Source organism: Arthrobacter sp. S2(2024) (assembly GCF_036662515.1).
Classification (GTDB): domain Bacteria; phylum Actinomycetota; class Actinomycetes; order Actinomycetales; family Micrococcaceae; genus Arthrobacter.
On the sequence record NZ_JAYKZI010000006.1, the window covers coordinates 1 to 24529 of the forward strand.

Consider the following 24529-nt stretch of genomic DNA (forward strand, 5'->3'; position numbering starts at 1 on the left):
TAACGGCACGGCCTACACCTTCACCGTCACCGCCACGAACGCGATCGGCACCTCCCCGGCGTCGGCAGCCTCCGCACCGGTCACCCCCACGGGAACCACCAGCTCGGCCATCACCAATGGCGGCTTCGAATCCGGGCTCACCGCCTGGACCACCGGCGGGGTCAGGGCACCCGTGGCCTCCACCACCGCCCACACCGGCACCGGCTCCGCGCTCCTGGGCCTGGCCTCAGGAACCGAACCTTTGGGTGACAGCAGCCTGTCCCAGACCATCACCATCCCCGCCACCGGAACCACCACCCTGTCCTTCTGGTACCAGCCCCACAGCCAGGAAGACCCCTGCACCGGCAACGCCTGCCCGTACGACTGGATGGAAGCACAAGTCCGCACCACCACCGGCACCACCCTGGGCAGCCTCTTCAAACTCTGCAACAACAACGGCACCTGGACCCAGCTCACCGCCGACCTCACCGCCTACAAAGGCCAAACCATCACCCTCTGGTACAACGTCCACCTCGACGGCTCCAGCCCCGCCGACGACACCTGGATGTACCTCGACGACATCACCCTCACCAACAGGTAGGGGGTTGATCGACCTCCTAGTGGCCGTTCAGCCGTTCCTTGTGGCTGCGAACATGCGTCGAAGCGTGAAGAAGCAACCCAAGGCGCCGAAGAGCAGCGCCATGAAGAAGTCGCCCATGTAACTCTTCACGAAATTCGGGTTGTTCGCCAGGTTGTAGTTCATCAGGTCCCACGGCTCGGAGCTGGTGATCAAAGACAAGGGCTGGCTATTGATGTACTTGGCGGCGTCCAGCCAGACTCCAGCGACGAAAGACAAAATCGCAGTGGCAGCTGTGATGGTTGCTATCACCCACACGCCTTTTCTGCTCAGCCCGCCGGCTCCCATGACATAGAAACGGGCCGCCATCGCGGCAGCGGCGAAGGTGACGAGCGAGGACATCCAGCCAAAATTCCAGATGACGAGCCACAGAACGACGCCGATCGGGAGGGCAGGGAGGGCGAACAGCGCGCCTCGGCCCACGTTTTCGGCAGTTCGAACTGGGCGGGCGGGCGGCCATGCTGGTGCCTGAGATTGGTTGGCTTCCGGATGCCAAGAGGGAATGTGGGGGCCCGGGGCATCCGGAGCGCTCATTCCGAACTCAGGCTTGGGACGCTGCGATGCGCCGTATTCGTTGCTGCCGGGCTGCGTGTTTTCCGGCAGGTTGGTGCTTTCGGTCATGTTTCCCCCAATGTGGACCGCGGCGATCGTATGGGTCATCCTTGCACGCGACAGAGGAAATTCGCCAGCAATTGCGGCGAATAAATGTGTCGGCGATTCGACGCTGTGGGGAGAGCCTGGGGCTCGTGGACTAGCCGGCTTCGAGGATCTTCTTGAGGTTCTCCAGGTCCTTGCGCATGGCGGTGCGCATCATTGGCGCCATGAGGATGCCCGCAAGCGCGGAGAACCCGGAGGGTTCACCTGTGTTGCGGAGGGTCATGCGGGTGGCGCCATTCTCATCGGACCAGGTGTAAGTGGTGCGCATCGGGAAAGGACCTTGGCTTGTGCGCATAGTGAGTTTCTCGCCGGGGACAAGCTCGGTGAATTCGTAGACATAGTCCAGATTTCGGCCCAGGAACCGTGCGGTGAAGGCAACCCGGGATCCGACCGCGAGGGGCTTCGGCGTCTGCCACTGTGCAGATCGTATGTTCACATACCAGACCGGCGCGTTGTCCGGGTTGGAAGCATAACTTGCCACGATCTCGCGGGGCCGCTGGATCAGTATTTCGGTCTGGACGTCCACCGTGTCCCTAACTATCGCAGAACGCGCCTAGCGGGCGGTAACCCCCATTGAAGGAACTCATGGCAGATGCTCAGATTCTTCGGGGCGCTGCTGGGCCTCTTCACTCTGGGGTTCAATCTCCACGTAGTAGATCGCGCCTGCACCCGGGGCGTGAAGGCGGTGGGTCGCATGACGTATCGGCCGATAGTCGTGTCCGAAGGGGTCCCGCACTGCTATTCGTTCAAGGTGGTCCATCCGCGCGAGGAGGCCATCGACCTCCCTGAGCGTCGCGCAGTGGGTCTCTTCTCCCGCTACATCCAATACCCAGGGCGAACCGGTGGCGCCGCTGGCAAGTTCCAGGCTCAAGGTTTCAAATATTCCAGCCAGAAGGGCATCGAGCGTTGTGGGGTAGAGGCGGAGCAAACGATGCGCTTGCGGTTCGCGGCGGCGGTCGCTGATCCAGGTTTGGCGGAGCCACGTGAATTCGACCCGACCGAACGAGGACCCAAGAGTCAGCTTCCGGCCTTCCTCCAAGGTCAAGTGGAAGTTGTTCCCCGCCCGGTCGAGGATGCTGGCCGCTTCCTCAACGTACTCAAGGTCTTCCAGCATGGCGGTCTTGGACGGGTAGTACGTGAAATCGCCGAGCTCATCGACAACGACGTAGTCTTCCGGAGCCGCGCCGGCAAGCTCGGAAGCGTGTGCCGCTCCTTGGTTGAGGGGACTGCGTTTCATGGTGGATTCAGCTCCTACCGAGGTTGGCCCAAAGCCCGAATAGGCCGTGCGTCCTTTCTTCATCAGACCACCAAACCGAGCGGCCGTCGTCGGTCCTTAATGGTTTCCTTACGCGGACCGGAACAGATTTAGCGCCAAGGCTCCCGTTTGTAACAGTCGACCTCAGTGTGCCCAGAATTACGCAACAGCAGCATGTTGTTATTACAGTAAGGATTGCCTTGCCTATCTCGTTGCCGTTCCTCCCGACTCGTCGGGCTGCCGTGCCCGAAGGGTAGGGCAACCCCCAGCCATTCCGGTCCCAGCCGGAACCCTTGAAAGGCCCCCCATGAAATTCGGCATCAAACCCGCTACGGCCCTTGCCGCCGCCACGGCCACGCTGCTGGCACTTTCTGCGTGTAGCGGCGCACCAAGCGGTACTGCGAGCGGTGGTTCCACGGCCGGGGCGTCCGGTGACGGCATCGTCGTATACAACGCGCAGCATGAAAACCTCACCGGCGCATGGGTGGACGCCTTCACCAAGGAGACGGGAATCAAGGTTACGCTCCGTAATGGTGACGACCTTGAAATGAGCAACCAGCTCAGTGAGGAAGGCAAGAACTCTCCGGCGGACGTCTTCCTCACGGAAAACTCCCCGGCGATGGTCCGCATCGCGAGTGCCGGGTTGCTCGCCCCCGTCGATCAGGCAACCCTTAGCCAAGTCCCTACGCAGTACCGGCCCTCCACCGGCGACTGGACGGGCATCGCGGCCCGCTCCACCGTGTTGGCCTACAACAAGACCAAGCTCAGTGCAGACAAGCTTCCCAAGTCCTTGATGGACCTTGCGGACCCGTCATGGAAGGGACGCATCGGTGCGTCCACGGGTGGAGCCGATTTCCAGGCCATTGTCAGCGCGATGCTTGCGCTCAAGGGAGAAGACGCCACCCAGAAATGGCTGGAGGCGGCTAAAACCAACTTCAAGTCCTACAAGGACGACACCCCGGTGCTCGCAGCTGTGAACGCAGGCGAGGTCGACGCGGGAGTCCTGTACCACTACTACTCCTTCGTGGACCAGGCCCAGACCGGAGAAAACAGCAAGAACGTTGATCTCCACTACTTCAAGAACCAGGACCCGGGTGCGTTCGTCAGCGTCTCCGGCGGCGCTGTTCTGGCATCCAGCAAGAAGCAGGCCCAAGCCCAGCAGTTCCTGAAGTTCATCACGGGCAAAGCGGGTCAGCAGGTCCTCCAGAACGGTGACTCCTTTGAATACACCGTTGGCTCCGACGTACCGGCGAACTCCAAGCTTGTGCCCCTCAAGGACCTTCAGGCACCTTCGGTGGACCCCGCCAAGCTCAACAGCGAAAAGGTTACCGAGTTGATGACCAAGGTCGGGCTTCTCTAACGGGTCAGCCGACCTTGAAGCCCCCGTTGCTATAAAGAATCTGGCCATTCATCCACGAGCCCTGCCCGGAAAACAGGAATCTGACGAGGTCCGCGGTGTCCTCGGCCGTGCCGAGCCGGCCGGCCGGGGTCGCCCCAATGCCCCGGCTGCGCGTCGTGTCGTCCATCCATCCGGTGTCGATCGGGCCCGGGTTCACCACGTTCGCCCGCACGCCCCGGCCTGCCAGCTCGACGGCGGACGCTGTGACGATCCGGTCGAGGGCCCCCTTGCTCGCGCCATACGTCAGGTTGTGAACAGTGTGGTCGCTCGTCAAGGCGACAATCCGGCCGTTTCGAACCGGCGCCGGAACAACCCCACCTGGTGTTCTCCTTCATGGCCGACGACGCTAATCGCCAACCACTCTGCCGTCCCAGTTTCAAGATCCCGCCCTGCAGAGGAACAAGAAATCCTCAAGATTCGGGCCCCAGGGAACACCGAGACCCCCGAAGATCCTTGCGCCCCCGAACCCCGCCACGTAGCTTTGAGGAAGCGGACGTATGCGTCCGGGGGCATCGGGTTTGAAGCCGGTGGCCAGTCAGATTCAGAGAAGGAACATGGCCGTGGCAACAGGTATTGTCAAGTGGTTCAACGCCGAAAAGGGTTTCGGCTTCATTGCCCCCGACGACGGTTCGGCGGACGTTTTTGCCCACTACTCAGCGATCGCCTCAAGCGGGTACCGATCACTGGACGAGAATCAGCGGGTCCAGTTCGACGTCGTCCAAGGCCCGAAAGGCCCCCAGGCGGAGAACATCCAGCCTCTTTAAAGAGGGCACCACTGACGAATCAGGCTAGTTCGGCAAGCAGCCGGCCCCACTTGGGTGCCAGTAAGGGCGCTCCGGCAAGCTTGAGGCAGTGCCATAGCGTCACCGCCACGGAATCAAGCACCGGTACTCCGGTGGTTTCCTCCACTTCCGCGGTGATGTTGGCGCCGTAAAGGTTCGTGCACAAATAAATGAGCGCGTCCGGGTTCGAGGCGGCAAGTTCCAAGGACCAGGGCAGCATCTCCGCGTCCGTGACCCGGGCGAAGGATTCGTTGTTGCTGAGGTCCAGGTGGCGGTGGTCAACCGTCCTGATTCCTTCGCGCCCATATGACTCAATGACGGCATGGTTCACGTCCCCTGTATAGGGCGTGAACATGCTGATCCTTTCCGTGCCGAACGCCTTGAAGGCCTCCAGGTAGGCCAACGTAGAGGTCGTGGCCGGGATCCCGGTGGCCTCCGTGATTTCCTGGACCAGCGCTTCGTCATGGGCGGAACCGAGCCAGGAGCCTGAGGTTCCGTTCCATGCGATGACGTCTACATCCGCCGTCGCGAGCAATGCGGCGGCCTCCCTCATGACGGCCGAATCGAATTGTTTGTCCGAGGAATCATCCAGTGCAATGCGTGTGACCGGAATGCGCGTGAAGTGGATGGTGACGTCCTCGCGGTCACCCAGGATCCGGTAGCTCTGCGGTTCAAGGCACGTGTTGGATGACGGCACGATCATGCCGATGCGGGTGGGGCGGTGTTCGGAAGGCATGGTTCTCCTAAGCAGAAACGGTGGCGGGAACGGACGGCAATTTTCGAACGGACAGGGCGTCGTGGTGGGCGGCGAAGCCGTTGCGGGCGACGAAACGGCCCACCGGTCCGGGATCGTGGAAACCGCCGTCGTCGACCACGACGCGTCCGGCGGAGACGACGACGGCGGGCCAGCCGTTCAGCGTCTTCCCTTCGAAAGGCGAGAAGTCAGTACCCATGTGGAGCGCGCCGCCGTCGACCTCGCGTTCTTCGGCGGGATCGAAGATGACCAGATCGGCGTCGAACCCTGCCGCGATGGTGCCCTTGCCGGGCACGGCGTTGATCCGCGCGGGACCGGCCGAGAAGACCTCGACGAAGTCCTCCACTGTGCTGTTGGGCGCCATTGCGGTGAATGTGACGGGCATTCGGGTTTCGACGCCGGGCAGCCCGTGCGGCATGAAGCGGACGTCGTCGGTGCGCTCCCGCTTTTGCGAGAGGTCGTAGCAGGAGTGGTCCGAGGAGACGGTGTGGATCGCTCCGTCCGCGAGCCGTTCCTTCAGCGCGGCGACGGTTTCAGCGCTGCGCATCGGCGGGCAGCAGGCATACCATTCGGGGAATTTTGAGCCGTAGACGGTGTCATCCAGCGTCAGGTAGTGCGGACACGTCTCGGAGTAGGCCACCTGGCCGCGCCCGCGGGCCTCGGTGACCAGATCCACCGCGCCGGGGGTCGACTGGTGCACGAAGTAGACCGGCGCACCGGTGTACTCGGCCATGGCGAGGGTCTCTTTGACAGAGATTTCCTCGGCGAGCTCGGGCCGTGTGGAATGCAGGTGCTCGATGCCGATCCGGCCGTCCGCAGCGTGCTGTTCGGTGCAGTCGGCGATGATGGGATCGTGTTCGGCATGGATGTACGTGAGTCCGTCCAGGCGCACCATTTCGCGCATGACTTTCAGGATGGTGTCGCCGTCGGCCATGGTGGAGCCGCGGTTGGTGGTGTACATCTTCACCGAACGGACGCCCTCGGCGGCGAGTTGCTCCAGCTGCCAGGGCACGGTCTCGTCCCAACTGACCACGGAGCCGTGCAGCGCGACGTCGCAGCGGGATTCGGCGGCCAAGCGCTTCTTGTTCAGGACGGCGTCCAGCGGGGATTCCTGGGCGTCACGCGGAATACCAAAGTCGATGATGGTTGTGGTGCCGCCCCACAGGGCTGCGGTGGAGGTGGTGCGGTAGTCATCCAGGGTGCGGAAGCGGCCGGTCACTTGGGCCACGTGGCAATGGCCGTCCACACCGCCCGGGATGACCAACTTGCCCGAAGCGTCGATGATACGCGCGGCCGCGGGGACCGGTTCTGCGGCGTCGATGAGCTGGATGATGCGGCCGCCGTCGACCACGACGTGCGCGGCTTGCCGGCCGAAGCTGTTGACCACGGTGCCGTGGGCGATGACGAGATCGGGAATGGTCACGGTGGTTCCTACTTTCCTGCTGGAACGGCGGTGCCGGCAACGGAGGTGCCGGCGGCGGACTGGATGGCGGTCAGGGCGGCGTCGAGGTTTTCGGACAGTCCCCGGCGGTGCTTGACGGGCGGCGCAAAAGCGCCTTGGCGGTGGAAGCCGGATTGCAGGGCCACAACCGCTTCGGTCATGCGGATCCCGGCGGAGATTCCGTCCACCACGGGCACGGGGATTTGTCCTTCAAGCTCGCGCGCGAGTCCGGCAAGCGGGGCACCTGCCAGGATGACGACGTCGGCGCCGTCCTCGTTGACCGCTTGACGGCTCAGTGCCAGGAGGGTCTCCTTGAAATCCTGTTGCACAGTGCCGATGCCGTTGAGGCTCTGGTTGATGGAACGGATCGAGGCAAGGCGGCTGCCAAGTCCGAAATGCTCCACGCAGTCCCGGTACCAGGCGGTGATGCGGTCCGAAATGGCGATGATGGAGAAGCGTTGGCCCTGCAGGGCCGCGGCGCAGAGGGCGGCCTCCGTGATCCCGATGACCGGCACGTCGGTCAGTTCCTTGAGCGCAGGCATCCCGGGGTCGCCGAATGCGGCCACGACGACGCCGTCTATGCGGTCCGCAGCCGGATCGCCGCCGCAGTGCTCGGCGATGATTTCGGCGACGGCTCCGGCTGCGATGAGGGATTCGAAGCGGGTCTCGATGTATTCGACGCCATGTCCGGCGGTCCTGACGATCAGCTCGGTGTCAGTCCCCGCCGAGCGGCGGGCTTCGGCGTCGATCAGCGCGGTGACATCCGCGCTGATGTTGGGATTGATGACTAGCAATTTCATGGTCGTTTGCCTTGCAACTTGAGTTCGGTGGCGGGCTCGTTCTGGGGGAACTGCTCGCGGTACTTTCCAATGTGCGACGCCGATTGGGTTGCGGCGCGCTCGGCATCGCCGCTGGCGATGGCGGCGTAGAGATCGCGGTGCTCCTGGATCAGCTCCGGCAGGTCGTCCACGTGGCGGAAGAGCCAGTGCATGCGGCCTTGGAGCGGTTCCAGCGCGGTGCGGAGAAAATCGTTGTTGGCGATGGCCGTGATGGCATCGTGGAATTCGCTATTGGCGCGGTGCGCCTCGAGAATTGAGCCTTTCGCAAGGAAGCGATCGGCCTCATCGAGGAGCCCGGCCAGGTGCTTGAGGTCCTTGTCCGTGGCGCGGGCCGCTGCCAGACGGCAGGCGAGGACTTCGAGTGACTGGCGGACGTCGAAGAGGTCTTCGACGTCTTTGGGGCTCAACCCTGCCACTTCGGAACCGCGGGAGGCCCGGTCCTGGATGAGGCCTTCCTGCCGCAGCATGCGGAGGGCTTCGCGGATGGGGAGTCGCGAGACGTTGAATTCGGCGGCGAGGTCCCGCTCCACCAGCCGGGTGCCGGGCGCGTAGTGACCCTCGAAGATTCGCGAACGGATGGCGTCCCGCACGGATTCCCGGAGGGGACGGTCTGTGGTGGGGGCTTCTGCAATCAGCATTCTTGCTCCATTCGTGTTCTCTTGGGTCAATGCGCCCGGCAACCCGGAGGCGTCCAGCCGTGCGGCGGTTCAGGACCGCACGGCCGGCCCGGTCAGGCGAGTTAGACCGGAAGCCGCTTGTTGTAGTTAAGGGTCAGGACGGAGACGCCCATGATCACGGCGGATCCTACAAAGTACAGCAGCGCCCAGGTGTAGGAGCCCGTGGCCCCGACAATCAGGCCTACCACAATCGGGGTGACGAACCCTGCGATGTTGCCGCTGAAGTTCATTGCACCGCCCAGGACGCCAGCGTTGGTGCGGCCGCCGAGGATTGACGGGATGCTCCAGAACAGGCCCACCCAGCGGAGGAAGAACAAGACCACTGAGAGGAGCACGACGGCGGTGATCGGGTCTGCGACGACCGTCACGCCAACCAGGCCGCCGACTACCACGACGCTGGAGATGCCCAGCAGGGTACGCATGACCAGGTTGGCCGAGGCGCCAGCTGCGCGCCACTTGTCGGCGATAGCGCCGCCGAGGATCTCGCCGACGAAGCCTGCGCCGAAGATCACGAACGTGGACCAGCCGATGGTGTTCAAGTTGAAGTGCTTGGCCTGGGCGAGGTAGAGCGGGCCCCACGTCAGCAGGCCGTAGAACACGCCGTTGAATCCCAGCCAGCCAAAGCACATGGCCCAGAAAGAGCGGAACTTCAGGTAGGGGAGAAGTGCGCGCTTGCCCTTTACGCCGTCTTTCGTGGCCTCGGCGTCTTCTTCGGCGTGGGAGGACTCGATGTATTCGGCCTCGGCGTCGTTGACGGCTTTGTGGTTGCGGGGATTGTCCCGGACGTACCACCAGACAGCCAGGCCCATGAGGACGGTGGCGGCACCGGCGATGATGAACGAGTAGCGCCAGCTGCCTGTTGAGGCGATGAGCCAGGTGATGAGGATACCGCCCAGGCCGGCTCCGAGCGGGGCGCCTGCGTCAAGGATCGTGGCGCCGCGGCCACGCTCTTTCTTGTGCATCCAGATGGCGTTGAGCTTGCCGCCGGCCGGCATGACGCCTGCTTCGGCGACGCCGATACCCAAGCGGGCGATGAACATGCTGAGGAAGCCGCCGGCCAGGCCGGATGCTGCCGTTGCGGCACCCCAGCCGATGCACGACGCCGTGACGACCTTACGGGGACCGAACTTGTCGATGAGCAAGCCGACCGGGATCTGCATGAGGGCATAGGTCCAGAAGAATGCCGAAAGCAGGAGCCCGACGAGCTCCGGTGCGAGGTTGAATTCCTTTTGGATGATGGGCAGTGCCACGGAGATGGAGCCGCGGTCGATGTAGTTGACGGCTACCAGGATCAGCAGCAGGACGAAGAGCCTCCAACGGACACTCGTGCGTCGCTGCACGCCGTCCTTGCCGGCTTTTTCTTCGCCTTCCGAGGCTATTGCTTCAGTGTTTTGGAGAGACACAGTTTCTCCTTCAGGGGGAGTTTGAGGAGCGGGGAAAGTCTTGAATTGTTGAGCTGGGTGCGGGTTGCCGCGGCAGCTGGACTCGCGCTGGCGGCAACTGTCGCGGCCCGGTCCTCTTTCTGGGAGGAGGGACGCTGCCGGTTCGCTGGGTCCGTTTTGGGATCCCGCTTTGGGATCCCAAAATCAAAAGTAGATGTGACCGGGGGCACTGTCAAGGCTTTTGGTATACAAAGTGAAGAAACAGAATGTGACCGGAGGTGAGATTTGGCGGAATATGGGTTCACCCACCCGAGCGGTGCGGGAAATGGGATACCGACACGATTCCTAGGCTTGCCCGGGTGGGGCATGGGATACCGGCGTGTTCGCGTGTTCCTGCCTGCCGACGCGCTCCCGACCCCACGACACGCTGTCTACCTCACGACACGCAACTGGTTATGCGACGAGGAGAAAGTCTGGCGACGCCCGAATGCCGGTGTCGATAGGGATTTTCCGGGTCACGACGCGTTTAGGGTGTCACGAGGCGTTTGGGGCGTCGCGAGGCGGGTAGGGTCGGGGAGGGCTCAGCTCGGGTTGAGGTCGGCGAGGAGGGTGGCTTGTTATTGAAACGCGGGTGCGCAGATGGGATACCGGAGGCGTGGAGGGGTTCACTCGCACCCGTTGCGCCTTCCTCAAGGTAGGCGTCGCACCTACGATGATCCCGACGGTCGGAGGATCCCCGTCCGGTTCAGGGCACTTGCTCGATTCGCCTTTCGGGGTCTGCCGGCCGGCGGAGGTCGACAAGGGGGACGATGCCATATCGGCTGGGGTGGTGTTTCACGTGGGGATAATCACTGCCAACCGCATCCGAATTTGTGTGTCACGTTGCTGTCACAAACTATTTGGCCCTGTCACAAGGTTTGTGTGAGGATTTTCAGGCGTCGCATACAAGCGCAAATGCACGACTCACTTCTGGATAATTGGGATCCTCTCGTGAAAATAGCGCGTATACCTTCGGCGGAAACGGCCGACGCTGGCTCCGCGTGTTTGCACCATGCCGACTCGGAACGGGTCAGCAATTGACTTTTCAAGCAAATAGGCCAGAGTCATCCCGACACAGGGCCGGCATTCTGGCGTCCGTAGCGAGCCTCTCGCTCCTTCAAATCGGTAACGCCGTCGCGGTCGGGTTGATTAGCTCGATGGGCGCCGCGAGTGCGACGGTTTTGCGAATCGGGATTGCCGCGATCCTGACTCTTCCAGTGATTTTCATGATGAAATCATCGAGTCGAGCGCCGGTCCGATTCATCCTCAAGTACGGGTTGGTGCTGGGGCTGATGCAGGTCACCTTCTACCGGGCGATATCCACCATTGATCTATCCCTGGCCGTCTCCATAGAGTTCACACTGCCTCTCGTTATCGGATGCATCCGGTCCCGCAACACCACGGCCCGGGTTGCTGCGGGGCTGGCGGTTGCGGGGCTCTTCATGATTCCGACCTATGGCGCGACGACTGCACTCGAAGGTCTGTTCTTTGCTGCGGCAACGGGACTGCTACTGACCGCATACATCCATGTCGGGACTTCCATTCCGCAGGCCAACCACCCGATGCTCACTCTTAGTAAGGGGCTATGGGTTGCCCTCCCCATTGCGCTGGCTGCCTTCATGGTGAACGCTCCGCCCGCTGTTCTATTCACTCCTGAATTGGCGCTCCATGCGCTCATTGTTTCCATATTGACCTTGCTGGCTCCGTTTGCGCTGGAGCTATTTGCAATGAAACGCCTTCGAGCTTTGGTATTCGCGCTCGTCGCTGCCCTTGACCCTGCGTTGGCTTCCACCGTAGGTGCCGTGGTTCTACATCAAAGCCTGGACTTTCGGCAGATGGCAGGTATCGCGATTCTCACGGTCTGCGCCGGCGTTGCCGTTTTTGCTGAATCATCAACTTCACAAAAGAAGGTCAGTGTGCAATGAAGACAGCACCCGCCATGGATATTGATCGACTTCTGGACGGCTTGGATTTGTCGGTTGAGGTTACCGGCGACACGCAAGCCCTGATCTCATGCGGATATTTCGATGCACCAACCGGGATCGATGATTTTTCGCGGAGTTCGATGATGGCAGGGCTCAGCCTTGGCACAGTCTTGGACGGTGCCAACACCGCGAACCTCACGGAATCGAAAAGGCCCGCCGCAGCATCTCTAGAGTGCTGAATTGCCGCCCGGGTGAGCTCTTCTTCACCTCCGGGGCGACGGAGTCCAACAACTGGGCAATCGCAACTGCAGCTGGGTCCAGCAGCAACCACATCATTACCTCTGTCATCGAGCACAAATCCGTCCTGGATGCCTGCCTCGCCTTTCAAAAGCGGGGCGGTGAAGTCACCTTTCTGCCCATGGACGCACAAGGGATCGTCTCACCCAATGACATTGCCGACGCGATCAGGCCCAACACCAGCCTCGTGTCGATAATGCTGGCTAATAACGAGATCGGCACCATACAACCGGTCACGGACATCGCCGCCATCACTCGTGAGGCAGGGGTTCGGTTTCACTGCGACGCCACGCAAGCCATCGGCTATCTCGCTCCGGACTTCAAATCCCTGGGCCCAAACCTGATCAGCTTCTCAGGGCACAAAATTTACGGGCCCAAAGGCATCGGAGCCCTCTACATCGACAAGGAAACCCAGACCCTGCATGGGGGGTTCGAAAACATGTTGTTCGGCGGCGGCCAAGAGGGAGGGCGCCGGCCTGGGACGCAAAACATCACCGGCATCGTCGGATTCGCGGAAGCAATAAAAATTTCCAACGAGATCTCCGCCAGCGAAAAGCAAAGAGTTCTCGACCTGAGAAGCAGATTCTGGAACCAGTTGTCCAAGCGCATCCAAACGGTCACCGCCAACTCGCCGCTCGATGACGCTCTTCCGAATTGCCTGAATTTCAGGATTCCGGACATCGATTCGGTGGACCTGCTATCAGCCCTACCGAAAATAGCCATGTCGACTGGGTCCGCCTGCAACAGCAGCGACCAGAATCCCTCACATGTTCTCATGGCCATTGGCCTTGACGGCGCCATGGCCAGGTCCAGTATTCGCGTAGGATTCGGGCGCTTCACTACCACGGAGGAAATCGACGAGGCAGCAGGCATGATTGCGAAGGCTGTTCAGCGGCTCCAAAGTTCGTAGGCGGGAGCGTACTCAAGGCCGACACCGTCAAGATCTAGGAAGACGAGGCCGCGGACCGGGAACCTACCTCAGAGATCTGACAGTGGATATTAGCAGGCCGCACGCTAGGTCTGCCGGGTATTGCATGGGATACCGGGCAACCCGGCGCTGGGGCGTTGCTATGGCGACACGCAAATGGCCTGCCGACGCGCTTCCTACCTCGCGATGCGCAGCTGGCTACGCGACGCGGAAAATACCCTGCGACGCTGGAATACCGGTATCGCAGGGTATTTTCCGCGTCGCAGGGCAGCCGGGATCGGGGAGGGCTTAGCTCGGGTTGAGGTCGGCGAGAGCCGTCAGCGCCCGCTCGGGATGTTCCGCGATGCGATTCAGGACGTACAACCACCATTCGCCACCGAAGATGACGTATTCACGGGTCCTGTACCCGGCCCTGTGGAGCCGGTCGAGAAGTTCGGTCCCGAGTCCGAGGAGCATCTCGAATTCGATCGCGTCTGTCTTCAGTGCCTCGCCGTGCCTGGAGATGAGCGTGTTGACGAGCTCGTCGTCGTGGGTTGCGAGGGACAGGGAGTGGCCCGAGCGGATGAGCTGGCTCGCGAGGTCGAGGTAGGCAGCCGTCAGTTCGGCGCTGTTGCGAGGGTAGGCGACGGACTCGGGCTCGAGGAACGCGCCTTTGACCAAGCGAACGGTACCCGGGTGGAGAAGGACCCGCTCGAGGTCTCCGGGGGTGCGGTGCAGGCGGGCTTGGAGCGTGATGCCGACGCGGGGGATCTCTGCTGCGAGCTCGTCGTACAGGTCGAGGACCAAATCGGTCCGGTCGGAGCCTTCGGCCGAGATCATCAGTCCCGTTCCGTACGGTTCAGTTATCGCGGCGAGCTGGCGTACATGGTTGAGGGCCAGATCGCGGTCCACGAGTGCGCCGAGATGGGAGAGGTCGAAAGAGATGGTGCCCGGCAGGCCGGACTTCCCGAGGGCAGCGCCCAGCTCAAGGAAGACCCCGGCTTCCGAGCGTGCGAGCTCGGCGTTGCGCACGCTCTCGCCGGCATACTCGATGCTGGCGGCATGCCCGCGCGCCACCGCCGCTGCGGCTACCTCGATGGCATCGGCGGTGGTGTCCCCGGCTGAGTATCGCCTTGCCACGCGCGAAGCCATTGTTGCCAAGGCTGGCGTGGACATGACGCGTTGCTTCAGGTCTTCATCCAAAGCCCACGCGCGGAGGGTATCGGCAGCACGCTCGAGATCAATCTTGGTAGTCACCCGACAAACTGTACCGGCGGAGTTTGTGGACGCCGGCGTCGGGTTCATGATGTGAAATCCGGATCGGCCCTCCGCCCTCGCTACTCCTCCGGGAAACACCACACGGAGATGCGTGCGCCGTCCGGATCCGCGGTGACGCGGAGCCGCAGTTCCCGGCCCATCAGGGCTTCATGCGCGTCCTCGCTTGCCAGCTGGTCGGCGAGTTTGCTGATGGCAACGGCCATCGCCCGGCCCCAGTGCTGGGGCTCCCGGCTCGTGGCCACCGCCTCGGCGCTGGGCTGGCCGGGAACGGACACTCCTCCGGAATCCATCTCCCTCATGTCCATGGCGCTCATCCCGCCACCACCTTCCAGTTGTCGGCCGGCCTAGTCCCGGTCTTTGGCGTCGGCGCTCCGGGTGTGCGCCAGGATTTCCGCCAGCTCGGCAAGCCGATGTGCGCGTGCCGATTCCGCCGGCGTGAACGGTTCGTCCGGTCGGGAGAACAGGAGCGGCCCGTGCCATGCGGTCGGAATCTTGAGGACGGTCGTGGAGGGCCCGACGGCGGCGCCTGCCTCGGCGGCCGGCCCTTCAGGTTCAGGGGTGACGATTTTCGCCGACAGCAGTTCTGCTACCGCCAGCGGTAATTCGTCCGGGTTGTCGGCGATCCGGGCAGCCAGGCTCAGGGCCTTTGTCTGGCCGTCCGCCATGGCGAGTGCAGTGGTAGGCCACACGTGCGAATCCCGGCCACCGCCGTCGTCGAGCGCTGTCAGTAGCTCATGCTCGCCGAGGTGGCCCGGGGCAGACACCACGAATTCGTCCATGACGGCTCCATCCATGGGGTGGACATGGATGCTGAGGATGTTGATGTTCGTCCGGGCGAGCGAGTGGGTCATGCGTTGGAGGGAGCCTGGCTGGTCGCGGAGCACAGTCCTCGCCCGCCAAAGCGCCGGGGCCGAATGGAGCTTCCTGCGGTGGCGGAGGGCAGGTGCGTGGATCCAGCGCCGCAGGATCCTGGCCGCGGAGGGCTCGGCAACCCAAATCACCAGGACCGTTGCGGTCACGGTCAGGAGGAGCACCTTGGCCAGGTAAGGGAGTTGCGTTTCAACCACAATGGCGTGGACAAGAAGTTCGATGGGAAGCATCACCGCGATTTGGGCCACGGTGACCCTTGCCTTCGGAGCCTCGGGCATCTGCCCGCACACTTCGCAGGAGAGCTCAGCGGTAACGGAAGACCTCTTCTTCGGCTTCATGGCACTATCGTGCCCGAACCCTGTTTCAGGCGGATTGCGCCTGCGTCACGATCTGGGGCGGTATTCATGGGGCCAGTTCGGCGCCGACCGGACGCGCCGAACTGGCCGTGATTCACGAAACCTAGCGGGCGTTCTCGTTGCTCTTGTTGGCAGCGGCGAGCTCGGTCAGGAGGTCGCGGATTTCAACAAGCAGGGCGGTATCAGCCGGCAGTGGCTCGTCCTCGGGCTCTTCGATGGAGGCACGGCGCTTGGTCAGTTCGTTGATCTTGTTCATGGGCGCAACGAAAATGAAGTACACCACGGCGGCCGTGATCAGGAAAGTTACGAACGCGGTGATGACGGCGCCGAAGTTGACGAAGGTCTTCGCGTTGTCGGGCCAAATCGCGAAGCCGAGCCCCTGGGCATTGACTCCGCCGGCGGCGGCGATGACCGGGTTGATGATGTTGGTGGTGAACGCTGCGACCAGGGCTGTGAACGCGGTGCCGATGACGACGGCGATGGACAACTCGATGATGTTGCCGCGAAGAACGAAGTCCTTGAAACCTTTGAGCATGGATTGACCTCCGGTGAATGGGTACAGGTGATGTGGCCGGAATAGCCCCGGCCCGGCTGGTAACAACCGACATGAGACTATCAATCGAAGACGTGCCGCCGTCTTACTTCGCTTCACGATCTACCATTCAACGGAAGGCGGTCCGGCTGCCTGGAGCCTCCCGGCGTAAGCTCGTAGCGGATGCCAGTGCCGCCGTCGTGGGCCCACGCCGCCAGGGTTCCCTGGCCGAGCTTGCGAGGCGAGGGTGGCGGTGGGGATTAGTTGAGCAGTTCGGCGCTCAAGAGAAGCAAAGAGGCAGGCAAGCCATTGAACGCCCTGGCAGAGATGTTCAGGATCGGTCCCGGCAACAAGGACCATCACCCGGCTGTGCGCTGCGCGGTGGGCGTCTTCCTGCCGTTGATCACCCTCGTGTTGTTCGGACGGCTGGACCTTGTGGTCTTCGCCAGCTTTGCGGCGTTCACGAATATCTACGGCCGTAACGAGCCCCACAGCCACCGTTTTCGAAGCCAGCTCCGTGCCGGTTCGTTGCTCCTCGGCATCATCCTGCTCGCCACCCTGACCGCCCGGGTTGGCCAGGGCTCGGACGCGTACCTGTGGATCCTCACGCTAGGCACCACATTGGTTGCCGCATTTTGCTCCGTGGTGACCGCGCTGTGGAGGCTTCGCCCGGCAGGTTCGCTCTTCCATATTTTCGCTTTCGCCGCGATCGCCTCCGTTCCCCAGCAGCCCCCGCTCTGGGAAGGGATGTTGGCGGCGGTTTTGACTGCCGTGTTGGCGTTGCTGATCGGAATGTCGGCGCGGGTAGTCCCGAGCCACCGGACACCATGGAAGCGACCGGCTGCGGACCGGTTGCTGCCCCAGGAAATCCGGGCAGCTTGGCTGGAAGGCCTGGGCTACTTCGTGGCTGCCGGGCTAGCCGGAACGCTTGCTACTTTGGTTGGGCAGTGGCTCGGATTCGGACACGGCTATTGGGCCATGGTGGCGGCAGTAGTTCCCCTGGTTGGGCGCAGTACCCGGCATCGGGTGCAACGGGGAATCCAGAGGATCGTGGGGACATTGCTCGGTTTGCTGGTGTTGGCCGGAATCCTCTGGCTCGGCCCGGCGCCATGGCAGATGGTGTTGGTGATTGCCGCATGCCAGTTCGGAGCAGAGCTCTTCATTACGCGCCAATATCTCGTGGCGCAGATATTCGTCACACCGCTCGCGCTCATTTCCACTTTGCTGGTTGCCAACGTTCCGCCCGCGCTCCTGCTGCGGGACCGCATTGTGGAGACCGTGATCGGGGCCGCCGTCGGCGTCGCGGTGGTATTGGCGCCTGCGGCATGGTCCCGGGTCAGGGAACTCACTTCCGGCTAGGCGTTTCCCAATTGGCGACCGTGTGGGACCTTATGTAAAGGGACTTATTGTTTCCACATGCCCCAATCAGCATATTCACCGGGAGAACGCGCCATGCTTCCTGCAGATAACACTTTGACCACCATCGACCGAATCCAGAACCTGATCCTGGAGAGTGCCGACTTCGAGGAATTCCTCAACGAGCTGGCGCGGTTTTCTGCCCACCAGATGGCGGGCGACGGCGATGACGCGCTCTGTGGGATCACGCTGCTGCGCGAGCGGAAGGCACTCACGATTGGTTGGAGCAGTGATGCGGCCCGCGAAGTGGACGAGATCCAGTATTCCTTGGCCCAGGGGCCATGTTTGACGGCTGCCGAAGAGGAAAGGGAAGTCCACGTCCCGGATCTTCTTGAAGAGAACCGCTGGGGTCCCGACTATGCGAGTGCCGTTGCGTCGCACGGACTGAGGTCGGTGTTGTCGTTGCCCTTCAATCTGGAGGGAGAGGCCAAAGCAGCGCTCAACCTGTACTCCGAGGCCCCGTACAAGTTCGACGAACGGGCTGCTGATCGGGCCCGCGGATATACCCGTGAGGTGTCGCAGGCCTTGCGTCTCGCTATCAGGTTCGCCCTCCATGCAGACAGCGCAAAGAATCTCCGGGCGGCCATGGAGTCCCGCACAGTGATCGATATCGCCGTTGGAATTGTCATGGCACAGAGCCGCTGCAGCCAGGAGGACGCTGTCCGGATTCTCACGGAGGCCTCGAGCAATCGCAACGTGAAATTGCGCGATATCGCCACGTCCTTGGTGGACTCCGTTGACGCAGCGGGCACCCTGACCCACTTCGAAGAGCCCGCCCAGGAGCCGGGCCGCAGCCGGGCCGGGTGAGGCGGGCCCGCTCGTCGGTCGACTCGCGGGGTGTACAACGAGGGTTCCGGAGGATAGGCTTCTTGAGGTTGAGCCGTCGGCCATAGACGCCTCTTTTGGAGTACCTATGGACCGTAGATTGCACGCCCTTGTAAAGTTTGATGTTTCCACCGACGCTGTCGAGATCGACGTGCGGGGGAGCCTGAATCAGGACTCCCGCTCCGCGCTGGTTCACATTGTTCGCCGGATTCGCCGAATGGGCATCACCTCCCACATCAGAGTCGGCTTTTCGCACGCCGCGATTGTCGAATCGCAGGCACTAGCGGGACTCCGCAACGATCTCAATGCGATCGACGGCGGAGCCACCGAAGTTGGCCTGCCCACCGGATCCGGCGTTTCCCTGGAATTCACGGACAAGCCTGCCAGTCCCGGTTTCGGGGCCGCGGCGGGAACGAAATCGATTGAAATCACCGGCGAATTCGCAGCCTCAATCGACGCGGCGGGACTCCAACCGCTGGACAAATGCTCCGATGAAGAACTTCTTGCTGCCAGCGATTTCGCGTTTGGCCTGCTGGACCAGCCCGGTACATCCGCCTCGCCGGTAGTGCTGGCGCACTACGACGCGATCGGCTTGGAGATTTCGCGCCGGGAAACCAAGCATGCCCCTGCGGATCCCGCTGAACCGCAGTAAACTTGAGCCCACCATTGAATGGAATCCGTGGGAAATGGGGAAAGCGCAGTGGCCAACTCGGCATCCGGTGATTCCGTCGTGGACCGCATCGTCCGGATTATCGAGGCATTCCCCGAAGGATCCACGTCACTGCGTCTTTCCGAACTCGCGGAGACTGCCGGCTTGCCGCTCACGAGTGCCCATCGCCTGGTCCGGCAGCTCGCCGACCACGGTCTCCTGGATCTGGCTGCTGGCGGAGATGTCCGCCTGGGCCTGCGGCTATGGGAACTCGTCAACCGGAATTCACCCACCTTGGCCCTCCGGCAAGCGGCCCTGCCGTTCATGGAGGATATCCAGCAGGTCCTGAACCAGAACGTGAACCTTGCCGTGCTCGATGGTTGGGAAGCGTTGTTCGTGGAGCGGCTGTCCCGCCGGGGATCCGTGGCCAACCGTGCCCGCGTTGCCGGCCGGATGCCCGTTCACATTTCTTCGGCCGGGCTGGCGTTAATGGCCAGCCAGCCGCGGGAAAAGCAGGCCGATTACCTCAAACAGTTCAGCGACCCAGCTGGAAAGGTGACGGCCGACGTCGTCCGTCACCTTTTGGCTGAAACCGCCCAGCAGGGGTACGCGCAGCTCGCGGGCGTCGTGGATCCGGACACTTGGGGAATCGCGGTGCCGGTCGCGGACGGCAAGCGGCGCACGGTGGCGGCGCTCGGTGTGGTGGTTCCCCTCGCCGAAATGCGCCTGCAGGCGTTGGTGCCGGCGCTGCAGACGGCGGCCCGCGGAATCGGGCGCCAGCTCGGGGAGCAGCGGAACACTTAAGGGTTTTCCGTTGAACGGAATTCGTCTAACGCCGACGATGCGGCGGGGGTCACACTGATCAGCAGAACCACCGCGGCCCTTAGGCGCGGTTCCGCAATGAAGCGAGGAACACCATGGCACGCAAGCCCATTACCACCCAGGTGGCCATCATGGGCGCCGGCCCGGCCGGCCTCATGCTCTCCCACTTGCTGGCCACAGCGGGGATCGAATCCACCGTCATCGAGGTCCGCAGCCATCAGGAGATCGCCGAAACCGTCCGTGCGGGCATCCTGGAACACGGCTCCGTGAACCTGCTCGTGGACAGCGGGGTTTCGGACCGCGTGCTGCGCGACGGCGACAGGCATGACGGGATCGAACTGCGGTTCAACGGTGAAAGCCACCGGATCGATTTCAAGGGGCTCGTGGGGGAATCGGTCTGGCTGTACCCGCAGACGGACGTCTTCCTCGACCTCGCTGCACGGCGCAAGGACGATGGCGGCGACGTCCGGTACAGCGTCACGGACACCACCGTCCATGACTTCGAAGGCAAGCCGAAAGTCTGGTTCACCGACGCCGAGGGCCAGGAATTCGAGATCCAGGCGGACTTCCTGGTGGGCGCGGATGGTTCCCGCAGCCACTGCCGCTTCCAGATCCCCGAGGCCGACCGGAAATGGTACTTTCACGAATACCCCTTCGCCTGGTTCGGCATCCTCGCCCAGGCCCCGCGCAGCTCGGACGAACTGATCTACGCCAACTCAGCGAACGGCTTCGCCCTGATCAGCCAGCGCACGGAGACTGTGCAGCGCATGTACTTCCAGTGCGATCCCAAGGAAAACGTGGCGGATTGGGACGATGAGCGCATCTGGTCCGAATTCCGCAAACGCGTCAACGGGAACGGCTTTGAGCTCAAGGAAGGGCCGGTCCTGGAGAAGATGGTCCTGCCGTTCCGCAGCTTCGTCCACACTCCGATGCGCCACGGGAACCTGTTCCTGGCCGGCGACGCCGCGCACACCGTCCCGCCGACCGGTGCCAAGGGCCTCAATTTGGCGCTCCATGACGTCAAGGTGCTCTTCGAAGGCCTGGAGTCCTTCTACTCGAACGGTTCCAACGGCCTGCTCGAGTCCTACAGCGACCGCGCCCTGGAACGCGTCTGGAAAGCCCAGCACTTCTCCTACTGGATGACGTCCATGCTGCATACCGCTCCTGGATCGGACGACTTCGGACGCGCGCGCCAGCTCGGCGAGCTCCACTCCGTGGTCTCGTCCCGGCACGCCCGTGCCCACCTTGCGGAGTCGTACACGGGGTGGCCGACGGGGAAGTAGCCGGCGACGCGCGGCTGGCTACTCGCGCGTCGTCACGTACCGGATGCCCCAGCTGGGCTCCCAGGCCTCCCCGGGTTCCAGCCAGCGCAGGCCTTCGCCACTATTGAAGGCATCGGCGGGCGCAGTCATCGGTTCAACCGCGACGGCGGTCACCATACCGCCGTCGGTGGCGAAGTCCGTGGTAGTGAAGGCCTGGACGTAGCCGAAGGAGGCATCCATGAACATTTGGACTTGGCTGCCGTCGGGCGCTTCGAGGTAGTGCACCGAGCTTCCGTCGTCCTCGCGGTGGACATCGCTCCAGGCGTCGTCGAGGTCAACTGAACCAACCAGCTGGCCTGTGCGGAAGTCGTTCGTGGTTCCGGCGACGTCCGTGGTGATTCCGCTGGGGTTCAGGCGTTCGTCCACCTCGATGTGGGTAGCGGCGTTGATATAGAGCGTGAGTTCGTCCGTCGGCACGCTGCCCAGCCGGAGGAAAGGATGGGCGCCGAGCGCGACGGGCGCGGACCGGTGGCCCGTGTTTTCCAGGCGGTGGGTGACAAGCAGCCCGTCCTCCACGAGTTGATAACGGACCGACGTCGACAGCTCGAAGGGGTACCCAGCTTGCGGCGAGATGCCGGCGTCGAGCGTAATGCTGTCAGCGGTCCGGGCACTGACCCCGTATGGAGTGTGCGTCAGCAATCCATGCAAAGCATTGCCGTTGTCCGGCTCGGTGATGTCGAGTTGTCGGGTGACGCCGTCGTAGCTCCATGTGCCGCCAGCCACCCGGTTGGGCCACGGGACCAGGACCCAGCCCGCGCACCATGGCGGTTGGGCATCGGCGGGATAGTCCTGGACCAGGGCCACGCCGTCGACGTCGAGCTCCCGCAGGCTGGCGGCGATTTCCGTGACGACGGCGCGCTGGATGCGGCCGCCGATGCTGGCCGTGAGTTCGAAATGTTCGCCCATGGGCGAATTGTCAGTAGACATAGTCGACCTTGCTAAGAGGAAGCGCAGCTAAGGCGCCGGCCGGATCCGCGAGGAACTGTGCGAAGGCCAGTTCCGCGGCTCCGATCATCATGAGATCCGAGCCGAGGGCGGCCCGGTAGATCTTTACCTGGCCAGCCGGTCCGTCCATCGCCTGGGATCGCAGCGAGCTGTCCAATGTCCCGGGAGACAGGGCGTGCAAGACGCCGAGGAAGCCATCCAGGACGATCGCTTCAGGGTTGAAAATGTTCACCGCATTCCGCAAGGCGATGCCAAGATACTCAAGCTGGCGTGCCACTTCGGCGCCCACCGCTTCGCTGCTGTTCCGGCGAAGCGCTTGCTCGAGTTCACCCGCATCCCCACCGCCGATCCCGGCCAGTTCAAAAAGCGAGGACTGCGAGACTTCGGTCTCGAGGCAGCCTGCGGCCCCGCAATGGCAAGGTTTGCCGGTCGAGCGGACAAAGGTATGTCCAAGTTCCCCGGCGTAGCCGGATGTCCCGCGAAGCAATTCCCCGTCAGCGATGATTCCGCCGCCGATGCCGCTGGCGCCACCGTTGAGGAAGATCAGGTTCCTTTGGCCCGCGCCGGCGCCGAAAAGGAGTTCACCCTCGGCGCCGAGCGATGCGTCGTTGGCCGCGTGGCAGGGGTATCCGGTAGCTTCGCCGAGCATTCGGGCTATGGGTTCATCGCGCCAGCCCAGATGCGGGGCGTGCCGGACCACGCCGTCGCCCCGGTTGACGAGCCCGGGCACTGCGATGCCCACGCCCATGACCTGGTACGACGTGTCGAGCTCCGACCGCATTCCCTCGATGACGGCCGCCGCGATGTTCACGGCTTCTTTGGCCGTCGGGATCCGCTCGGTGTCGAAACGGATCTTCTTCTGGACCTTCCCCCCGAGGCCCACAAGACCGATGGTGACAGCATCGATCTCCGGGTTGACCGCAAGGGCAGCTATGGACGGCCGGGGATGGACGATCGGGCTGGGCCTGCCCACCTGCGCTTCGCCGGAGGGCGCCGTCTCATACACCACTTCCAAGTTCACGAGTTGCCCTATCAACGCCCCTACCGTGGACCGGTTCAGGCCTGTCCGCTTGGTCAGCTGGGCACGACTGAGTACACCGTTGTGGTGGACAAGGGAGGTCAGCAGCGCCAGGTTGTTTCGCCGTGACGGATCGGGCTCGCTGGCGGTGACGGGATTTCGGGTGGGGGAGGGCATCATCGCGACAATATCAGCTCCCAAACACCGTTCGGTCCAGGAAGTCGTTGCGGAACTTTCCGGACGGATCGAGGCGTTCAGCCAGGGCGATGAAGTCGTTGAAGCGAGGGTACAAGGGCGCGACGACGGCAGCACCGGCGTCGAACAGCTTGCCCCAGTGCGGCCTCGCCGCGAACGGACCCAGTTCCGCCTCAAGCAGCGGCAGGATGGCTTCGACGGCCGGCTGGTCCTGGCGCCACGTGAAGTGCAAGCCGATGCCGTCGCGGCCGTAGTTGGCGCTCAGCCAGAGCTGGTCGGCGGCCACCGTGCGGATTTCGCCAACCAGCAGCAGGGGAGTCACGACGTCGGAGAGCCGGCGCATGGTGCGGAGGGCGTCCACGGCGTGTTCACGGGGGATGAGGTACTCGCTCTGCAACTCGTCGCCTTGGCTCGGTGTGAATTCCATCCTGAAATGGGCCAGCCGGTCGGACCACGGCCCGGCCATGCCGAGCTGCTGCGTGCAGTTGCTGCCTGACACGCCGGGAAGGGGGTGCCGGGCTTCTGTTGCCGGGGTTCCGCCGAAGAAATCCGACGTTTCCGCGGCCGCATCGCCGCCGCGCCTCTTGAGCCACGCTTGGCCCACCGTCTCTCCGCTCCAATCGGTGAACAGGCTGACGCTATACGCGGAGGAGGTTATCTGGTCGAAGTTTTCCAGGACGAGGTCCCAGTTGAGGTTTTCGAACACGTTCTGGGCGACGTCGAAGGTTGGCTGGATGTCCAGGGTCAGTTTGGTGACGATGCCGAGTGCGCCGAGTCCCACCACCATTCCGTCGAAATCCTCGTCGCCGCGGCGCACGCTGAGAATGCTGCCGTCCGCGGTGACCAGTTCAAGGCCCGCGACGGCGCTGGCAAGGTTGCCATTGGCATCACCGGAGCCGTGCGTGGCGGTGGAGACAGCTCCTGCAACCGAAATGTGGGGGAGCGAGGCGAGGTTGTGAAGGGCGAAGCCTTGGCGCTGGAGTTCTGCCGCCAGGGTCCCGTACCGCGTGCCACCGCTCACGGTGACGGTCATGTTCGCCGCATCCACGCTGATGCCCGGATCCAGCTGGTCCAGCACCACGAGGGTACCGGCCGTGTCCGCAATGGAGTTGAAGGAATGCCTGGAGCCAAGCGCACGGACCTTCTGGGCGCCTGCCACGAGACCTTGTAGCTCCTCCACGCTGGCGGGATGGGCGAGTTGCGGTGCCTGGTAGCTGTAGTTTCCTGCCCAGTTGCGTTCCGCCACCAGCTGATCAGTCACGGTTGAATCCTTCGTTCGAGGGCTCGACGGCCTTATTTGATGTCCACAACAACATAACGGCTGAATGGCC

At 63.1% G+C, this 24529-nt stretch carries 26 protein-coding genes and 1 pseudogene; 11 read left to right on the forward strand and 16 right to left on the reverse strand.

All coding sequences use genetic code 11. The features are described from left to right. Window positions 1-580 (forward strand): hypothetical protein (locus VLA65_RS13500; protein ID WP_442880301.1); only part of this gene is annotated, 580 nt, incomplete at its 5' end. Between the two features lie 27 nt (window positions 581-607). Here the strand turns inward: VLA65_RS13500 and VLA65_RS13505 are convergent. From VLA65_RS13505 to VLA65_RS13515, 3 genes are all read right to left on the reverse strand, one after another. After that, window positions 608-1237, reverse strand: coding sequence for a hypothetical protein (locus tag VLA65_RS13505; protein ID WP_332602805.1), 630 nt, complete (start codon window positions 1235-1237; stop codon window positions 608-610). Window positions 1238-1367: 130 nt separating this feature from the next. Then, window positions 1368-1799, reverse strand: coding sequence for an SRPBCC family protein (locus VLA65_RS13510; RefSeq protein WP_332602806.1), 432 nt, complete (start codon window positions 1797-1799; stop codon window positions 1368-1370). Window positions 1800-1856: 57 nt separating this feature from the next. Then, entirely contained in the window at window positions 1857-2510 is a 654-nt protein-coding gene (locus tag VLA65_RS13515; RefSeq protein ID WP_113990654.1) for a hypothetical protein, read from the reverse strand. A 325-nt stretch (window positions 2511-2835) separates the two neighbouring features. Here VLA65_RS13515 and VLA65_RS13520 point away from each other — a divergent pair, with 325 nt between their 5' ends. Beyond that, window positions 2836-3888 (forward strand): iron ABC transporter substrate-binding protein, encoded by a 1053-nt coding sequence (locus tag VLA65_RS13520; RefSeq protein ID WP_284988896.1) that lies wholly within the window; start codon window positions 2836-2838, stop codon window positions 3886-3888. A 4-nt stretch (window positions 3889-3892) separates the two neighbouring features. Here the strand turns inward: VLA65_RS13520 and VLA65_RS13525 are convergent. Further along, window positions 3893-4219 (reverse strand): annotated as a pseudogene (locus VLA65_RS13525) (SDR family oxidoreductase); the annotation flags it as partial. A gap of 268 nt (window positions 4220-4487) precedes the next feature. Here VLA65_RS13525 and VLA65_RS13530 point away from each other — a divergent pair. Then, entirely contained in the window at window positions 4488-4691 is a 204-nt protein-coding gene (locus VLA65_RS13530) for a cold-shock protein (RefSeq protein WP_035743560.1), read from the forward strand. Window positions 4692-4710: 19 nt separating this feature from the next. Here the strand turns inward: VLA65_RS13530 and VLA65_RS13535 are convergent, their stop codons facing one another. The 5 genes from VLA65_RS13535 to VLA65_RS13555 all read right to left on the reverse strand — a co-directional run bounded on the left by VLA65_RS13535 (window position 4711) and on the right by VLA65_RS13555 (window position 9823). Next, entirely contained in the window at window positions 4711-5445 is a 735-nt protein-coding gene (locus VLA65_RS13535) for a maleate cis-trans isomerase family protein (RefSeq protein WP_332602807.1), read from the reverse strand. Window positions 5446-5452: 7 nt separating this feature from the next. After that, window positions 5453-6886: an amidohydrolase family protein gene (locus VLA65_RS13540; RefSeq protein WP_332602808.1), complete on the reverse strand. Its 1434-nt coding sequence runs from the start codon at window positions 6884-6886 to the stop codon at window positions 5453-5455. Between the two features lie 8 nt (window positions 6887-6894). After that, window positions 6895-7704 (reverse strand): aspartate/glutamate racemase family protein, encoded by an 810-nt coding sequence (locus tag VLA65_RS13545; RefSeq protein ID WP_332602809.1) that lies wholly within the window; start codon window positions 7702-7704, stop codon window positions 6895-6897. Next, window positions 7701-8381, reverse strand: coding sequence for a GntR family transcriptional regulator (locus tag VLA65_RS13550; RefSeq protein WP_332602810.1), 681 nt, complete (start codon window positions 8379-8381; stop codon window positions 7701-7703). Before VLA65_RS13550 ends, VLA65_RS13545 begins: the two co-directional genes overlap by 4 nt. Window positions 8382-8482: 101 nt before the next feature. Next, window positions 8483-9823: an MFS transporter gene (locus VLA65_RS13555; RefSeq protein WP_332602811.1), complete on the reverse strand. Its 1341-nt coding sequence runs from the start codon at window positions 9821-9823 to the stop codon at window positions 8483-8485. A 1175-nt stretch (window positions 9824-10998) separates the two neighbouring features. On the opposite strand from VLA65_RS13555, the gene VLA65_RS13560 reads away from it, so the two are divergent. From VLA65_RS13560 to VLA65_RS13570, 3 genes are read left to right on the forward strand one after another with little or no spacing between them, the layout of a single operon-like run. Next, on the forward strand, window positions 10999-11766 hold the full coding sequence (locus VLA65_RS13560) for an EamA family transporter (RefSeq protein ID WP_332602812.1): 768 nt from the start codon (window positions 10999-11001) through the stop codon (window positions 11764-11766). Next, window positions 11763-12005 (forward strand): hypothetical protein, encoded by a 243-nt coding sequence (locus VLA65_RS13565; RefSeq protein ID WP_332602813.1) that lies wholly within the window; start codon window positions 11763-11765, stop codon window positions 12003-12005. Before VLA65_RS13560 ends, VLA65_RS13565 begins: the two co-directional genes overlap by 4 nt. After that, window positions 11969-12973, forward strand: coding sequence for a cysteine desulfurase family protein (locus VLA65_RS13570; protein ID WP_332602917.1), 1005 nt, complete (start codon window positions 11969-11971; stop codon window positions 12971-12973). Before VLA65_RS13565 ends, VLA65_RS13570 begins: the two co-directional genes overlap by 37 nt. A gap of 306 nt (window positions 12974-13279) precedes the next feature. Here the strand turns inward: VLA65_RS13570 and VLA65_RS13575 are convergent, their stop codons facing one another. The 4 genes from VLA65_RS13575 to mscL form a co-directional block, all read right to left on the reverse strand. Then, the gene (locus VLA65_RS13575) at window positions 13280-14227 is read right to left on the reverse strand and encodes a proline dehydrogenase family protein (RefSeq protein WP_332602814.1); all 948 of its coding nucleotides are present in this window, start codon (window positions 14225-14227) and stop codon (window positions 13280-13282) included. Window positions 14228-14307: 80 nt separating this feature from the next. After that, window positions 14308-14562 carry a hypothetical protein gene (locus tag VLA65_RS13580; RefSeq protein ID WP_332602815.1) on the reverse strand — a complete coding sequence of 85 codons (255 nt, stop codon included), beginning with the start codon at window positions 14560-14562 and terminating at the stop codon, window positions 14308-14310. A 30-nt stretch (window positions 14563-14592) separates the two neighbouring features. Continuing rightward, on the reverse strand, window positions 14593-15456 hold the full coding sequence (locus VLA65_RS13585; RefSeq protein WP_332602816.1) for an amino acid-binding protein: 864 nt from the start codon (window positions 15454-15456) through the stop codon (window positions 14593-14595). A gap of 121 nt (window positions 15457-15577) precedes the next feature. Then, window positions 15578-16009, reverse strand: a complete 432-nt coding sequence (gene mscL / locus VLA65_RS13590; RefSeq protein WP_059388782.1) for a large conductance mechanosensitive channel protein MscL — start codon at window positions 16007-16009, stop codon at window positions 15578-15580. 306 nt (window positions 16010-16315) lie between these two features. On the opposite strand from mscL, the gene VLA65_RS13595 reads away from it, so the two are divergent. The 5 genes from VLA65_RS13595 to VLA65_RS13615 all read left to right on the forward strand — a co-directional run bounded on the left by VLA65_RS13595 (window position 16316) and on the right by VLA65_RS13615 (window position 21001). Then, a complete protein-coding gene (locus VLA65_RS13595; RefSeq protein ID WP_253257332.1) occupies window positions 16316-17365 on the forward strand; it encodes an FUSC family protein in 1050 nt (349 codons plus the stop codon). Window positions 17366-17458: 93 nt separating this feature from the next. Beyond that, window positions 17459-18229: a GAF and ANTAR domain-containing protein gene (locus VLA65_RS13600; protein WP_284988978.1), complete on the forward strand. Its 771-nt coding sequence runs from the start codon at window positions 17459-17461 to the stop codon at window positions 18227-18229. A 106-nt stretch (window positions 18230-18335) separates the two neighbouring features. Next, the gene (locus VLA65_RS13605) at window positions 18336-18899 is read left to right on the forward strand and encodes a hypothetical protein (protein WP_059388779.1); all 564 of its coding nucleotides are present in this window, start codon (window positions 18336-18338) and stop codon (window positions 18897-18899) included. Between the two features lie 48 nt (window positions 18900-18947). Continuing rightward, window positions 18948-19700, forward strand: coding sequence for an IclR family transcriptional regulator (locus tag VLA65_RS13610; RefSeq protein ID WP_332602918.1), 753 nt, complete (start codon window positions 18948-18950; stop codon window positions 19698-19700). Window positions 19701-19813: 113 nt separating this feature from the next. Continuing rightward, on the forward strand, window positions 19814-21001 hold the full coding sequence (locus VLA65_RS13615) for a 4-hydroxybenzoate 3-monooxygenase (protein WP_332602817.1): 1188 nt from the start codon (window positions 19814-19816) through the stop codon (window positions 20999-21001). A gap of 18 nt (window positions 21002-21019) precedes the next feature. Here the strand turns inward: VLA65_RS13615 and VLA65_RS13620 are convergent, their stop codons facing one another. From VLA65_RS13620 to VLA65_RS13630, 3 genes are read right to left on the reverse strand one after another with little or no spacing between them, the layout of a single operon-like run. After that, window positions 21020-21967 carry an aldose 1-epimerase family protein gene (locus VLA65_RS13620; protein ID WP_332602818.1) on the reverse strand — a complete coding sequence of 316 codons (948 nt, stop codon included), beginning with the start codon at window positions 21965-21967 and terminating at the stop codon, window positions 21020-21022. Continuing rightward, entirely contained in the window at window positions 21957-23183 is a 1227-nt protein-coding gene (locus VLA65_RS13625; protein WP_059388778.1) for an ROK family protein, read from the reverse strand. Before VLA65_RS13625 ends, VLA65_RS13620 begins: the two co-directional genes overlap by 11 nt. 10 nt (window positions 23184-23193) lie before the next feature. Beyond that, window positions 23194-24459 (reverse strand): FAD-binding protein, encoded by a 1266-nt coding sequence (locus VLA65_RS13630; RefSeq protein WP_306964532.1) that lies wholly within the window; start codon window positions 24457-24459, stop codon window positions 23194-23196. Window positions 24460-24529: the final 70 nt, after the last annotated feature.